Annotated in this window: 11 protein-coding genes; 9 read left to right on the top strand and 2 right to left on the bottom strand. The window is 78.1% G+C overall.

Annotated elements, in window-relative coordinates:
• The first annotated feature begins 15 nt into the window (after nucleotides 1–15).
• A complete protein-coding gene (locus ACI79X_RS00920) occupies nucleotides 16–2,076 on the top strand; it encodes a glycosyltransferase (protein ID WP_457023536.1) in 2,061 nt (686 codons plus the stop codon).
• Nucleotides 2,077–2,163: 87 nt separating this feature from the next.
• Nucleotides 2,164–3,120 (top strand): glycosyltransferase family 2 protein, encoded by a 957-nt coding sequence (locus ACI79X_RS00915; RefSeq protein ID WP_457023535.1) that lies wholly within the window; start codon nucleotides 2,164–2,166, stop codon nucleotides 3,118–3,120.
• 19 nt (nucleotides 3,121–3,139) lie between these two features.
• Here the strand turns inward: ACI79X_RS00915 and ACI79X_RS00910 are convergent, their stop codons facing one another.
• Nucleotides 3,140–4,162, bottom strand: a complete 1,023-nt coding sequence (locus ACI79X_RS00910; protein WP_457023534.1) for a glycosyltransferase — start codon at nucleotides 4,160–4,162, stop codon at nucleotides 3,140–3,142.
• Between the two features lie 196 nt (nucleotides 4,163–4,358).
• On the opposite strand from ACI79X_RS00910, the gene ACI79X_RS00905 reads away from it, so the two are divergent.
• Nucleotides 4,359–5,432 (top strand): polysaccharide pyruvyl transferase family protein, encoded by a 1,074-nt coding sequence (locus tag ACI79X_RS00905; protein ID WP_457023533.1) that lies wholly within the window; start codon nucleotides 4,359–4,361, stop codon nucleotides 5,430–5,432.
• A 25-nt stretch (nucleotides 5,433–5,457) separates the two neighbouring features.
• Nucleotides 5,458–6,972 (top strand): lipopolysaccharide biosynthesis protein, encoded by a 1,515-nt coding sequence (locus ACI79X_RS00900; protein ID WP_457023532.1) that lies wholly within the window; start codon nucleotides 5,458–5,460, stop codon nucleotides 6,970–6,972.
• Nucleotides 6,973–6,985: 13 nt separating this feature from the next.
• Here ACI79X_RS00900 and ACI79X_RS00895 read toward each other — a convergent pair whose 3' ends face one another.
• Nucleotides 6,986–9,175 carry a hypothetical protein gene (locus ACI79X_RS00895; protein WP_457023531.1) on the bottom strand — a complete coding sequence of 730 codons (2,190 nt, stop codon included), beginning with the start codon at nucleotides 9,173–9,175 and terminating at the stop codon, nucleotides 6,986–6,988.
• Between the two features lie 215 nt (nucleotides 9,176–9,390).
• Here ACI79X_RS00895 and ACI79X_RS00890 point away from each other — a divergent pair, with 215 nt between their 5' ends.
• The 5 genes from ACI79X_RS00890 to ACI79X_RS00870 all read left to right on the top strand — a co-directional run bounded on the left by ACI79X_RS00890 (nucleotide 9,391) and on the right by ACI79X_RS00870 (nucleotide 14,379).
• Nucleotides 9,391–10,824, top strand: coding sequence for a polysaccharide biosynthesis tyrosine autokinase (locus ACI79X_RS00890; RefSeq protein ID WP_457023530.1), 1,434 nt, complete (start codon nucleotides 9,391–9,393; stop codon nucleotides 10,822–10,824).
• Complete coding sequence (locus ACI79X_RS00885) at nucleotides 10,821–11,408, top strand: arsenate reductase/protein-tyrosine-phosphatase family protein (protein ID WP_457023529.1); 588 nt, start codon at nucleotides 10,821–10,823, stop codon at nucleotides 11,406–11,408. Before ACI79X_RS00890 ends, ACI79X_RS00885 begins: the two co-directional genes overlap by 4 nt.
• A gap of 112 nt (nucleotides 11,409–11,520) precedes the next feature.
• Nucleotides 11,521–11,976, top strand: a complete 456-nt coding sequence (locus ACI79X_RS00880; protein WP_457023528.1) for an adenylyltransferase/cytidyltransferase family protein — start codon at nucleotides 11,521–11,523, stop codon at nucleotides 11,974–11,976.
• 97 nt (nucleotides 11,977–12,073) lie between these two features.
• Nucleotides 12,074–13,318, top strand: coding sequence for an MFS transporter (locus ACI79X_RS00875; protein ID WP_457023527.1), 1,245 nt, complete (start codon nucleotides 12,074–12,076; stop codon nucleotides 13,316–13,318).
• Nucleotides 13,315–14,379: a hypothetical protein gene (locus ACI79X_RS00870; RefSeq protein ID WP_457023526.1), complete on the top strand. Its 1,065-nt coding sequence runs from the start codon at nucleotides 13,315–13,317 to the stop codon at nucleotides 14,377–14,379. Before ACI79X_RS00875 ends, ACI79X_RS00870 begins: the two co-directional genes overlap by 4 nt.
• The last annotated feature ends 53 nt before the right edge of the window (nucleotides 14,380–14,432 follow it).

Genomic DNA, 14,432 nt, shown 5'->3' with positions numbered 1-14,432 from the left:
GTTACCGTCCCTGCCGTGCTCGCGGTGGTCGTCGTCAACTACGCGTCCAGCGAGCTGCTCGCCCGCAACCTCACCGGACCGCTCGGCCCCGGCGTCCGGGTGGTCGTCGTGGACAACGCCAGCACGGCCGCGGAGCGCTCCGCGGTCGGGCGGCTGGCCGCCGAGCGCGGCTGGGAGCTCGTGGCCCTGCCGGACAACCGGGGCTTCGGTGTCGCGAGCAACGCCGGGATCGCCCGGGCCCGCGAGCTGGGGTGCACGACCTTCTGCCTGCTCAACCCCGACGCCACCGTGTCGGCGGAGGTGCTGGCGGAGCTGCACGCGGCCAGCCGGGCGGAGCCCCTGACCCTGCTCGCCCCGCGGATCGTGGACTCCACCGGCGCCACCGTCTTCGCGGGCTCCACCCTGGGGCTGCGCGACGGGCGCACCGGCGCGCGCGGCGGTGCCGCGGCGTCGACCGGGCCGGTGGAGGACTGGCTCACCGGCGCCTGCCTGGTCGTCTCCGCCGAGCTGGTCGACCGCACCGGCGGGTTCGCGGAGGACTACTTCCTCTACTGGGAGGACGTCGACCTCAGCCACCGCGTCCTGGCCGCGGGCGGCCGGGTGCGGGTCCGGTCCGACCTGGTGGCCGTCCACGACGAGGGTGGCACCCAGGGCCCGCGCCGGGGACGGGCCAAGTCGGCCCTGTACTACCGCTACAACGCCCGCAACCGGCTCGCCTTCGCGGCGGCCAACCTCTCCCGCCGTCAGCTGCTCGCGTGGGTGCTGCGCACCCCGGCCGTGGGCCGGGAGATCCTGCTGCGGGGCGGCCGGCGCCAGCTCCTGCACTCGCCCCGCCCGGCGTGGGCGGTCCTGCGCGGGTCGCTCGAGGGGCTGGCCCTCGCGCTGCCCGCCCTCGTCCGGCCGCGCCCGCGGACGCGCCCGGCCGGGCCGCGCGTGCTCGTGGCCCATCCCGGCGCGGAGCTGTACGGCTCGGACCGCGTGCTGCTCGAGAGCGTCGAGGGCCTCGCCGCCGGCCACGACGTCACCGTCACCGTGCCCGGCCCCGGCCCGCTGGTCGAGGAGCTGGAGGCCCGCGGCGTCCGGGTCGTCCGGTGCCCCGTGCCGGTGCTGCGCAAGGCGGCGCTGCGGCCCCGCGGCGCGGCGCGGCTGCTCTCCGACGCCGTCCGCGGTCTCGTCCCCGCCCTGCGCCTCGTCCTCCGGCACGGGGCGGACGGCGTGTACGTCAACACCGTGACGATCCCCTCGTGGGTCGTGCTGGCGCGGCTGGCGCGCCGCCCCGTGGTCTGCCACGTGCACGAGGCCGAGCGGGGCGCCCCCCGGCTGCTGCGGCGGGTCACCGCGACGGCGCCGGCCCTGGCCTCCCGGGTCGTGGTCAACAGTCGGTTCAGCCTCGACGTCCTCACCGAGGTGGCGCCGCGGCTGGCGGCCCGCAGCGAGGTCGTCCTCAACGCCGTCGGTGGGCCGGTCGAGGTGACCCCGGCGCGGGAACGGGTCGTGGGGCCGGTGCGGCTGCTGTTCGTCGGCCGGCTGTCCCCGCGCAAGGGGCCGCAGGTGGCCGTGGCCGTGCTGGAGGAGCTGACCCGGCGCGGCGTCGACGCCCGGCTCGGGCTCCTCGGATCGGTCTTCGAGGGCTACGAGTGGTTCGAGCGCGACCTGCGCGCGGCCGTCGACGCGGCCGGCCTGGCCGACCGCGTGGACCTGCTCGGTTTCCGGGCCGACATCTGGTCCGAGGTCGCCGCGGCCGACTGCGTCCTCGTGCCCTCCGTGGTCGACGAGCCCTTCGGCAACACGGCGGTCGAGGCCGTGCTCGCCGCGCGGCCGCTGCTGGTCAGCGGGACCAGCGGGCTGGTCGAGGCGACCGCCGGGTACCGCGCCGTCCGGTCGCTGGACCCGCACCGTCCGGCCGACTGGGCCGACGCGGTCGAGGACCTGCTGGCCGACTGGCCGCGGGCGCGCTCCGCCGCGCTCGCCGACGCCGCCGTGGCCGCGGGACGGCACGCCCCGGCGGCCTACCGGCAGCGGCTCGCCGCGGCCGTCGCCCCGGCGTTCGGTCCTCCCCCTCGCTCGCGGGGATGAGGCGCGGGGACCGCCGCGGCTGATGGGATCGCCGACGTGACGACCCCGCTGCCGGGCCCGGGGCCGGCGGGTACCACCGCACCGCGCGTGACGGTGGCCGTGCCGACCTTCCGCCGTCCGCACCACCTGCGTGAACTCCTGCCGGCGCTCGTGGCCCAGGCCGCCGAGGTCACCGCCGGCGGGTCCGCCGACGTCGAGGTGCTCGTCGTCGACAACGACCCCGCGGGCGGGGCGCGGGAGACGGTCACGGCGGTGGCACCGGGCGTCCGCCACGTCATCGAGCCGGTGCCGGGCATCCCCGCGGTGCGCAACCGGGCGCTCGACGAGGCGGCCGGCTCCCGGCTGCTGGTCTTCCTCGACGACGACGAGCGGCCCCGTCCGGGCTGGCTGGCCGCCCTCCTGCGCACCTGGCGCGCCACGGGGGCGGCGGCGGTCACCGGGCGGGTGGTCCCGGAGTACCGGGGCGAGGCCGACCCCTGGATCCTCGCCGGCGGCTTCTTCGTCCGCCGCACCCTGCCGACCGGCAGCCCGGTCACGGTCGCGGCGACCAACAACCTGCTCCTCGACCTCGACCAGGTGCGGGGGTCCGGCGTGCGCTTCGAGGCCGCCCTGGGCCTCGGCGGGGGAGAGGACACCCTCTTCAGCCGGTCGCTGTCCCGGAGCGGGCGCCGGCTCGTGTGGTGCGACGAGGCGGTCGTCGTCGACCAGGTCCCCGCCGAGCGGCTGACCCGCCGCTGGGTGCTCGTCCGCGCCTGGAGCCACGGCAACGCCGCGCTGCTCACGGACCTGCGGCTCACCGCCGGGACCGCGGCGCGGATGCGGCTGCGCGCCCGGGGGCTCGCGGGCGGCGCCGCCCGGGTGGCTGGCGGCGGCGCGCGCTGGGCCGGCGGGGTGGTGACCGGGTCGGCCCGGCACCGCGCGCGCGGGCTGCGGGCGCTGCTCCGCGGTGCCGGGATGGCCGCGGCCGCGCTGGGACTGGTCTACGAGGAGTACGCACGCGAGGGGCGGCGCTGGCGGTTCGCCCGCGTCCCCGCCGTCCGCTGAGGCCGCGGGCGGCCGGACGTCACCCGCGGACGGCGGCCAGCGCCTGCCGGTAGGCGGCCACGTGGCCGCGCCCGGCCAGGTCCCACTCGCGGCGCGAGAGGTCCGGCGCCGCCGCGGGCGGGCGGGCGCGCAGCGCGGCGACGGTCCCCGCGAGGTCGGCGGCGGTCAGCTCCCCCCGGTAGGTCCACACCCAGCCGGGGCCCACCTCGTCCGCCAGGCGCCGGTTCACCTCGTTGTCGGGCACCAGGACCGGGCGGCCGAGGGAGAGGGCGGCCAGCGCGCCGCCGGAGTTGTGCATCTCCCGGTAGGGGAGGACGACGAGCTCGGCGGCCGTCACCTCGGCGACCAGGGCCGCGTCGGGCAGGAACTCCAGCCGCAGCGAGATCCGCGGGTCCCGCCGGGCGGCGTCGGCCAGCAGCCCGGCGAGCTCGGCGGACGACGGCCGGCCCGCGATCCGCAGGGTCAGCCCCTCGGGCGCGTCCGCGAACGCCTCGACCAGCCGGTCGACCCCCTTGTACCGGCGCACCAGCCCCACGAAGGCCAGGCGGCCCGGGACCCGCTCGGCGCGCGGGTGCACGCCGTACCAGTCGCGGTAGTGCCCGTGCACCACGGTCGCCGCGGGCCGGCCACCCTCGAGCCCGGTGCTCTCGTTGATCCGGATCCGCAGCGCCGTCCACCGCTCGGCCCAGCGCAGCAGCGCGGTCTGCCGCCGGCCGATCCCCGACGGCAGCTCGAGGTTGTGCACGGTCCGCACCAGCGGCACCCGGGTCAGCCGCAGGCGCAGCAGCAGCAGCACGAACAGCGCCTGGCGGACCGCGGTCTTGAGCGGGCCGTGCCCCGAGACCAGGATCTCGGGCCAGTGCGCGTGGAAGACGGAGTACCGCGCGGTCAGGGCGCGGCGCCACGAGAAGGTCAGCACCTCGACGCCCGGCTGCGCCCCCAGCGCCTCCCGCAGCATCACGAGGTAGGGGTTCGTCGTCGGCCGGGGCTCCGGGAAGGACTGGAGCACGACCAGGGGGGCGTCGCGCCGCAGCCGTCGCACGGGACTCCCTGTCGGGTCGGGGGCCGGAGGTGCCGGCCGGGACGCGGTCATCGTGCGCGCGCGGGCCCGCGGGGGCCTCGCCCGTCGTGGGGAGGCACACCCGTCGGGGTGGGGCGCGCGCCCGCGGGCCCGTGGTCCCATCCCGGGTGTCGCCCGCCGGCCGCTCCTGTGCCGGCCCCCTCCGACGGAAGACGCCATGCGAGCACTCGTCCTCTGGGCCGCCCCCGGGTCGCCGAACCTCGGCGTGCGCGCCCTGGCCGAGGGCACCGCCGCGCTGGTGCGCCGGACGTGGCCGGGCGCGGAGGTCGTGACGGCCGACTACGGGGACTCCCCGGCCCCGGTCCGCATGGGCGATCCCCGGGTGCTGGCCCGCGAGTGGGTCACCGGCCGGGGCGGTCTGCTGCCGTGGCTGCGCGGCTTCGACGTCGTCGTCGACACCCGCTCCGGCGACAGCTTCGCCGACATCTACGGCCTGCAGCGCCTGTCCGCGATGTCGGCGGTGGCGCGCACGGTGCGCCGCGCCGGCGTGCCCCTCGTGCTGGGCCCCCAGACCCTCGGCCCGTTCCGGACCAGGCGCGGGCGGCTGCTGGCCCGGTGGAGCATGGACGGCGCGGCCCTCACGATGGCCCGCGACTCCCGCAGCGCCGCCTACGCCGCGGAGCTGGGCCGGCCTGTCGGCGCGCTGACCACCGACGTCGTGTTCGCCATCGACGTGCCCCGCCCGGAGCGGCGCCGCGACGTCGTGCTCAACGTGTCCGGGCTGCTGTGGCGGCCCAACCCGCACGTGGACTCCGCCGCCTACCGCGCGACGGTCACCCGCCTGCACCGGGGCCTGGTCGCCGCGGGCCGGGAGGTGACCCTGCTGGCGCACGTCCTGGACTCGCCCTCGCACGACAACGACGTGCCGGCCGTCCGGGAGTTCGCCGCCGGGCTGGGCGGTGTCCCGGAGGTCGTCGTCCCTCGGTCGCTCGAGGAGGTCCGGCAGGTCCTCGCGGGGGCCGAGGTCGTCGTCGGCTCGCGGATGCACGCCTGCCTCAACGCGCTGTCGGTCGGCACGCCGGCCGTGCCGCTGGCCTACTCCCGCAAGTTCGCCCCGCTGCTGGGCGACCTCGGGTGGCACTACGCCGCCGACCTGCGCGACGACCGGTCGGAGGAGGAGGTCCTCCGCCTCGTGACCGGGCACCCGCTGGCCGCGGAGGTCCCGGCGCTGCGGCAGCGGGCGCGGGTCCTGCTGGGGACCGCCGGGTCGGCACTGCGGGCGGTGCTGTGAGCGGCGCGTCGCGGCCGCGGACCCGGTGAGCGCCGGACCGGCCACCGCCGATCCGGGGGCCGTCGCCGGGGGAGCGCCGCCGGGGCTGGGCCGGCGGGCCGTCCGGGGTGCGGTGGTGACCCTCGGCGCCCAGGGCGCGCGGATCGGCGTCCAGCTGCTGTCGGTCGTGCTCCTGTCCCGCCTGCTCGACCCGCGCGAGTACGGCCTGCTCGGCATGGTCGTCGTCGTCCTCGGGGTGGCGGACGTGTTCCGGGACATGGGCCTGTCGACGGCGGCGGTCCAGGCGCGCACGCTCACCGCCGGGCAGCGGGCCAACCTGTTCTGGCTGAACACCGGTGTCGGGCTGCTGCTGTCCCTGGCCGCGCTGGCCTGCGCGCCGCTGCTGGGCGCGCTCTACGGCGAGCCGGACCTGGTCGCCCTCACCCAGGTGCTCGCCTGGACCTTCCTGCTCAACGGGATGGCCACCCAGTACCGGGCCGACCTCACCCGCCGGATGCTGTTCCCCCGCCTGGCCCTGGCCGACGTGCTGTCGCCGGTCGTCGCGCTCGCCGTCGCGGTGTGGCTGGCCGCGTCCGGTGCCGGCGTCTGGGCGCTGGCCGGCCAGCAGCTCACGCAGTACGCCGTGATGCTCGCCGTCGTCGTGCCCGCGGCGCGCTGGCTGCCGGGACGCCCGGACCGGCGGGCGCCGATGGGCGGTCTGCTGCGCTTCGGCTGGACCATGGTGGGCACCCAGCTGGTCGGCTACCTCGGCAACAACGCGGACTCGCTGACCGTCGGGACCCGCTTCGGCGCGGAGGCGCTGGGGCTCTACACCCGGGCCTTCCAGCTGCTCATGACCCCGCTCGGCCAGCTCCGCGGCCCGACCACCCAGGTGGCCCTGCCGGTCCTCGCCACGCTCCAGGACGAGCCCGACCGCTTCGCCGGGGCGGTCCGCCGCGGCCAGCTCGCCCTCGGCTACACCCTGGTGGCGGGGCTCGGTCTGGTCCTGGGCGCCGCCGGGCCGGTGACCGCCGTGTTCCTCGGCGGCTCGTGGTCGTCGACGACGCCGCTGCTGCGCTGGCTCGCCCTGGCCGGGGTCCTGCAGACCCTCGCCTTCGTCAGCTACTGGGTGTACCTGGCCCGGGGGCTGACCGGCGCGCTGCTGCGCTACTCCCTCGTGCAGGCGGCGATCCGCGTGGTGTGCGTCGTCGGCGGCAGCGCGTGGGGGCCGGTCGGGGTGGCCGCCGGCTACGCGCTGGCGCCGGCGCTCGGCTGGCCGCTGTCGTTCTGGTGGCTCTCGCGGATCACCCCGCTCCCGGTCCGGGAACTCGTCCACGGCGCGCTGCGGGTCCTCGCCCTGACGCTGACCGTCGCCGGCTGCGCGCACCTCGCGGTCCTCGCCTGCGCGGGCGCCCCGCCCGCGCTCGTCCTCGCGGCCGCGGTCCTCGCCGGTGCCGTGGGCTACGCCGTCCTCGTCGCGGCCGTGCCGCGGATGCGGGCCGACGCCGCCGAGGTCGCGGGGACGATCCGGTCCGGGCTGCGCCGGCGCGGCCGCCCCTGAGGGTCCCGCCGCGTCAGGCCCGCGGCGCCGGGACGGGGGAGGGGGTGCGGTCCACCGGCTCCGGGCGGACCGCGGGCAGCGCCGCGAGGACGAGGCCCAGCGTGACCGCCACCTGCGCGCCGTTCGTCTGCAGCGGGCCGAAGGCCAGGTACCACAGGGACAGCGGGACGAGGAAGCACACCAGGGGCGGCGCCTGCCGCTGGGTGGACAGCCGCGCGGCGCCCCGCACGAGCAGCACGGCCAGCAGCACCCCGACCGCGAGCCCCGCGGGACCCGTCGCCGCCCAGAGGTCGGCCACCACGGAGTGCAGCTCGAAGCGCCCGGCGAGCAGGTAGTTCTGGATGTAGCCCTCCGCGGTCGGGATGCGGGCCACCGCCATGCCCGCCTCGGCCACCAGCACGTCCCCGGAGGACGGGACCGCGCCCAGGCCGAAGCCGAGCGGGTCCTGCTGGGCGAGCGCCCAGGTCGCGGTCCACTCCGGTCGCCCGCCCAGCAGCAGCGAGCCGCTCCGGGCCACCTGCTCCGCGGTGCGCGCCGCCGCGTCGGCGCCCAGCAGCCCGGAGGTCAGCACCTCGGCGAGCAACAGGTAGCCGCCCGCCACGGCGCCGCCGAGGAGGGCGAGCCCCGACCACGGCGACCGGGCGGAGGCCGTCCCCGGCCGCGCCTGCCACAGGACCAGGGCCGCGGCGACGACGCAGAAGCCTGCCTGGCTCCGGGAGTCGTTCGCGACGGCGAGGACACCCAGGCCTCCCAGCGCCGCGGCGGCGACCCACGGCCGGTGCCGGTGGCCGAGCAGCGCCAGCACGAGGACGGTCAGCGGCACCGCGACGGCGAACTTGTAGACGTTGGCGGTGTCCTCGACGCGCAGCAGCCCGGTGGCCACCTGGCCGAGGGCGAAGGCGACGCCGACCGCGGGCAGCGGCAGGAGGGTCCGCGCCCAGAGGACCAGGCCGACACCGCCGGCCAGGGTGACGACGAGCCCGCCCGCCGTGACCGCCTCGTGGAGGGAGAGGCCGCGCCCGGTCCCGCGGAGGGCCAGCGCCACGCCCGAGAGCAACGCCACGCCGGTGAGGGCCGCGAGCACCCGGACGCCCCGCTGCCGCGCCGCGACCGGCGCCCAGACCGGGAGGAGGGCGAGGACGGCGACCAGGCCGGTGGTCAGGCCCATGGGCAGGACCTTCGTGAAGCCGAGCGCGGCGACCGCGGCCCCCGCCACCGCCCGGTCGACCGCGGCCGCGCCGGCACCCGCCGGCCGGGCCGCCCGCTGCCAGGACGCCTCGCCGCGCAGCCCGGCGCGCAGCCGCGCGCGGAGCCCGGGCCGGGGTGGCAGCAGCCCGTCGACGACGACCCCGGCGGGCTCGAGACCGCGCCCGGTGAGGTCGGCCAGCGATCGGCGCAGCTCCGCGAGGGTCGTCGACCGCGCGTCCACCACGGCGACGACGGTGCCGGCGTCCCCGGGGCGGTGCCGGGGGCCCAGCGCACGGCCGCCGAGCTCGGCGGCCAGCCGCCCGGCGGCCGGCGCCGGACCGGCCACCAGCGGGCCGGCTCCGGCCGGTCCCCCCAGGGCCGAGCGCAGCCGGTCCAGCCCGGTCGCGCGGAGCCCCCCGCCCGACGGCAGCTCGGCCAGCAGCGGGACCCGCGCCTCGCGGAGGACGTCGGTGGTGGTCGTCAGTCGCGGGCGGGCCAGCTGCAGGAGGCCCAGGACCAGGACGGCCGCGGCGCCGCCGGCCGCGCCCCCGAGGAGGGCCGGGTGCACGGCCGGTCCCGCCGGACCGGAGGGGCGGCGCGGCTCGTCCACCAGGGTCACCGTCACCAGCGGCCCGTCGTCCCCGGCGAGGAGCTCCTCCGCGCGGGCCTCGAGCGCGGCCACCACGGCCCGGGCGTCGGCGACGGCGCGGTCGGGGTCCGGCGCGGAGACGGTCAGGTCGAGGACGTTCGTGTCCTCCCGCAGCTCCGCGGTCACCGAGGCGCCGCCGACGAGGGCGGCCACGGAGGGCAGGACGTCGTCCCGCACGCGGGCGGCGTGGGCCGGGTCGGCCGGTCCGGTCAGCCGCGCCGCCGTGACGTAGACACCGGCACGGGCCTCGTACACCGGCGGGGCCAGTGCACCGCTCCCGGCGCCCAGCAGGGCCCCGGCGACGACGGCGAGGACCAGCCATCCCCAGCGGCGGGCCAGGAGGGCGAGGTGGTCGACCGGCTGCACGTCCTGGCTCCTCCCGCGGGCGTCCTGCGGCTGCACACCCTGTCGGGAGGTCATCGGCGCGCGGCGCCCGGTGCTTGACCCCAACGGGTGGCGCCCACCGCCGGGACGTCGTCGGGGACCCGCCGCGCGTCCCAGACTGACCGGCGAGGACCGCCGCCGTCTCGGCGCGCGGTCCGGCCCCGGGACCCCGGGGCGACCGGGTGGGGGAGGGTGCGGTGCAGAGGCGTTCGCTGGTCGAGGTCGTCCGGAGGAGCTGGGCGGCGGTCCTGGTCTGCGGGCTGCTGGGTCTCACCGCGGGGCTGGTCACCGGGCTGGCCACCACCCCGACCTACCGCTCCACGGCCGGTGTCTTCTTCTCCCTGACCAACGGCAGCTCGGCCGCCGACCTGGTCCAGGGGTCGACCTACGCGCAGAACCAGGTCCAGTCCTTCGCCGAGCTGGCCACCGCCCCGGTCGTGCTCGCGCCCGTGGTCGAGCGCCTCCAGCTCGACGTCACCGTCCGCGAGCTCGCCGCCCAGGTCTCCGCCGTCGTCCCGGTGGACACCGTGATCGTGGAGGTGACGGTCACCGACCCCTCGCCCGAGCGCAGCGCCCGGATCGCCGACGCCGTGACCGACCAGCTGTCGGCCGTGGTCGAGGACATCGCCCCGACCGACGGCGAGGGCGAGTCGACGGTGCGGGCGACGACGATCGCGCCGGCCGAGGTGCCCGACGGCCCCGCGTCCCCCGACGTCCCCCTGCACCTGGCCGTCGGCCTGGTCGCGGGCCTGCTCGGCGGACTGGCCCTGGTCTGGGGACGCAGCGTCCTCGACACGCGGGTGCGCGACCTGGCGGACCTGCCGGAGGTGACGGACCTGCCCGTGCTGGGTGCGCTCGGCACCTGGCAGGCGGGTGGCGGCCGGCGGGCCGTCGTCGTCGACGACCCGCACAGCACCCACGCGGAGGCGTTCCGGCAGCTGCGGACCAACCTGCGGTTCCTCCGCGCCGCCGGTGCGCCCGCGGAGGCGGGAGCCCACGTCGTCGCCGTGACCTCCTCCCTGCCCGGCGAGGGCAAGTCGAGCACCTCGGTCAACCTGGCCCTGACGCTGGCCGAGACGGGGGCGCGCGTCCTGCTCGTCGACGCCGACCTGCGCCGCCCCGCCGTGGCCGGGGTGCTGGACCTCGAGGGGTCCGTCGGTCTCACGACGGTGCTCAGCGGCCAGGCCGCGCTGGAGGACCTCGTCCAGCCCTGGGGCGACGGCGGCCTCGACGTCCTGACCTCCGGCGCCGTCCCGCCCAACCCCGCGGAGCTCCTCGGCTCGCCGGCCATGCGGGCGCTGATCGCCGAGGCCCGCGGCCGCTACGACCTCGTCGTCGTGGACACCCCGCCGACGCTGCCGGTCGCCGACGCGGCGATCCTCTCGCCGGCGGTCGACGGCATCGTCGTCGTCGCGCACGCCGGCCGCGTCCGCCGCACCGACCTGCACCGGGCGCTGGCGGCGCTCGACCAGGTCGGTGCCCGGGTCCTCGGCGTCGTCGTCAACCGGCTGCGCCGCAACGAGGCGCCCTACGACTACCGCCGGCCCGAGGGCACCGGAGCCGGCGAGGCCGCCGGCGTCCCCGCCGGGGCGGCCGGCGACCCCGTGGCCGCCGGGACGCCCGCGCGGTGACATCCGTGGTCCGCGACGGCGGCGCACGCGTCCTGGTCGTCTGCACCGGCAACGTGTGCCGGTCGCCCGCCGGTGAGCTGCTGCTCGCCGCGGGCCTGCTCGGCACCGGGGTGACGGTCGCCAGCGCGGGCACCCGCGCGCTGGCCGGCGAGCCGGTGCACCCGCCGATGGCGCGGCTGCTGGCCGGTGCCGGGCTGGACCCGTCGCCGTTCACGGCCCGGCAGCTGCAGGCGGCGGAGGTGCGGTCGGCCGACCTCGTGCTGGTCATGGCGCGCGACCACCGGGCGGCCGTGGCGACCACCGTCCCGGCGGCCGTGCGACGGGTCCTGCTGCTCACCGACGCGGCGGCCGTCGCGGCCGCGGTCGCCTCGGCCGGCTGGCCGGGTGCGTCGGCGGACCCGGGGGAGCGCCTGGCGGCGCTGCCGGCCCTGGCGGCGCGGTCCCGGGCGACGGGCGGGGCCGGGGGAGCGGACGTCCCGGACCCCTACCGGCGTGCCGAGGAGCGGTACGCCGAGTCCTTCGGCGTCGTCGCCGGCGCCGTCGACACGCTCGTCGGCGCCGTCCTCACCCGCCACGGAGGGTGACCCCGGGTCGCCTGTCCGGGTGTCGTCCGTGCGGTCCGACCCGTCCGAGTGATGACGCTCAGTGACCTCGGCTGGTCGACTGGACGGACGTCAGCACATCTCAGGGGGAGACATGACGGTGATCGGCTACGCGCCGGGTGCCTACGACCTGTTCCACATCGGGCACCTGAACATCCTCCGGCACGCCGCCGCGCACTGCGACCGGCTGATCGCCGGCGTCGTCGCCGACGAGGTGCTGCTGCAGACCAAGGGCCGGCTGCCGGTCATCCCGCTCGCCGAGCGCATGGAGATCGTGGCGAGCCTGCGCTGCGTCGACGCCGTGCACGCCGAGACCGTCCCCGACAAGCTCGACACCTGGCGCGAGGTCGGGTTCGACGTGATCTTCAAGGGCGACGACTGGCGCGGGACGGCCAAGGGTGAGCGGCTCGAGCGCGACTTCGCCTCGGTCGGCGTCGAGGTCCGGTACTTCCCGTACACGATGCACACCTCGAGCACCGTGCTGCGCCGGGCGCTGGCCGCCATCGAGGCCGGCGACCCCGGCCTGCGCGCGGCCGCCCTGACCTCCTGACGGCGGCGGCGGGAGCCGGGACCTCCCGCGCACGGCCGTGGGGCACCCATACTGCGCACCGTCCGCGCCCGGACCGCGCGGCGGGAGGAGGCGGCCGGTGTACGCCAGCGTGCGCGACGTCCCGGCGACCGGGACGCCCGGGACGCCCGGGACCGGCAGCAGGCGGGTCGGCGGGACGGTCCTCGCCCTCGGCACGGTCAGCCTGCTCACCGACGTCTCCTCGGAGATGGTCGCGGCGGTCCTGCCGGTCTACCTGACGCTGACCCTCGGGCTGTCGCCGCTCGCCTTCGGCGTCGTCGACGGCCTGTACCAGGGGACGTCGGTGCTGGTCCGGCTCGGTGCCGCGGCCGCGGCCGACCGGTGGCGCCGGCCGAAGGCCACCGCGGTGCTGGGCTACGGCCTGTCCGCGCTGTGCAAGCTCGGCCTGGTGGTGGCCTCCGGCGCGGCGGCCATCGGCGCCGTCCTCGCCGCCGACCGCACCGGCAAGGGCCTGCGCACCGCGCCGCGGGACGCGCTCATCGCCGCCGCGGCGCCGCCGGGCGCCCTCGGCCGGGCGTTCGGCGTGCACCGCGCGATGGACACCACCGGCGCCCTGCTCGGCCCGCTCGTCGCCGTCGCCCTGCTGCTGTGGTTGCCCGGCGACTACGACAGCCTCTTCCTGGTCAGCGCGGTGTTCGCCGTCCTCGGCCTCGCGGTCCTGGTCACCTTCATCCCCGAGCGGACCCGGGTCGCCGGTGCGCCGCCGGTGCGCTGGCGGCAGGTGACCGCCCTGCTCGCCGACCGGCCGGTGCGGCGGGTGGCCGCGGCCGGTGCGGTGCTCGGCCTGCTCACCGTCACCGACGGTTTCGCCTACCTGCTGCTGCGCGAGCGCGGCGCGGTCGAGGCGGCGCTGTTCCCGCTGCTGTTCGTCGGCACCGCCGGGGTGTACCTGCTGCTCGCCGTCCCGCTGGGCCGGCTCGCCGACCGCGTCGGCCGCGTGCCGGTGCTCCTCGCGGGGTACGCGGCGCTGCTGCCCGCCTACGGCGGGCTGCTGCTGCTCCCGGACGCCGGGCCGTGGCTGGTCGCGCTCGTGGTCGGGGCGCTCGGCGTCCACTACGCGGCCACCGACGGCGTGCTCGCCGCGCTCGCCGCCGAGCTGTCGCCCGAGGACGTCCGGACGTCGGGCATCGCCTTGGTGCAGACGGCGGTCGCGGCCGGCCGGTCGGCGTCGGCGGTGCTCTTCGGCCTCCTGTGGACCGCGTCGGGGCAGTGGCCGGCGCTCGCCGCGTTCGCCGTCGCCCTCGCCGTCGCGCTGCCGGCCGTCCGGTGGGCGCTGCGCGGTCTCCACCGGCCGGCGTCGTGACCGGCGACCCGGGCCGCGCCGCGCCCGCCCGCCGCCGGCTGCTCGTGTTCCTCGCCGTCGTCGTCCTGTGCGTCGGCGGCACGGGCGGGTACCTGCTCGTGCAGCGGCAGGACGACGTCGAGGCCGCAGCCGCCGCGGCGGTGGACGAGGCCGGGCGCGAGCGGCTCGCCGTCGCGGACGTGCAGGCGGTGCCGCACGTCGTCGTCCGCAGCACCGAGCCGGGGCCCTCGTCGGGGTCCGTCGCGCTGGTCCCGCTCGACGACCCGTCCGGTCCCCGCGCGGTGGTCGACCTCGCCTGCGACCGGGTCGCCGCCGCGCGCGGGGCGGCGGTCTGCCTGCAGACGCTGCCGGGGCTCGTGCCGGCCTACCGCGCCGTGTTCCTCGACGGCGACTTCCGGGAGACCGGCTCGGCCGACCTCCCCGGCATCCCCAGCCGGGCCCGGGTCTCCGCGGACGGCAGCTACGCCGCGACGACGGTCTTCGTCACCGGGCACGCCTACACCGACGCCCAGTTCTCCACCGAGACCGTGGTCACCGACCTCCGCGACGGCGCCCCGGCGCCCCTCGGGAACCTCGAGTCCTGGACGGCGACGTGGGCCGACGGCACCCGGGTCGACGCCGAGGACCGCAACTTCTGGGGCGTGTCCTTCGTCGGGGACGGGCCGGGCTTCTACGCGACGCTGGGCACGGGCGGTGCCCGCCACCTCGTCCGGGGCGACGCCGACGAGCGGACGCTGAGGGTGGTCGCCGAGGACGGCGCCTGCCCCTCCGTGTCGCCCGACGGGTCGACGGTCGTCATGAAGGAGACCGACCCCGTCTCCCGCGCGGCCGTCCTGACGACCTACGACGTGGCCACCGGGGAACGGACGCGCCTGGCCGAGGGCCGCGCCGTGGACGACCAGGTGGCCTGGTGGGGCGACCGGGTCCTGTACGGCATCGCGAGCGGCCTGGACGACGGCGGGGAGGCGGACGTCTGGGTGTCCGACCCCGGAGGCGACATGCAGCCCGCCATCCTGGTGCCCGACGCCTCGTCACCGTCCGTCGTCCTCCCTGGGAACTGATTCGTCCTGGGCGTCGTCACGCTCCGTCGACGGCTGACCACTGTCGACCGGGG

Source organism: Geodermatophilus sp. SYSU D01119, assembly GCF_054049975.1.
The sequence above is the reverse complement of the archived record's forward strand: the minus strand, read 5'-3'. Positions and strand labels throughout refer to the sequence as shown.

Excerpts from the sequence above, each read along its gene's own strand:
- ACI79X_RS00905 (WP_457023533.1), top strand. The coding sequence starts at position 4,359 with ATGCGAGCACTCGTCCTCTGGGCCGCCCCCGGGTCGCCGAACCTCGGC.
- ACI79X_RS00880 (WP_457023528.1), top strand. The coding sequence starts at position 11,521 with ATGACGGTGATCGGCTACGCGCCGGGTGCCTACGACCTGTTCCACATC.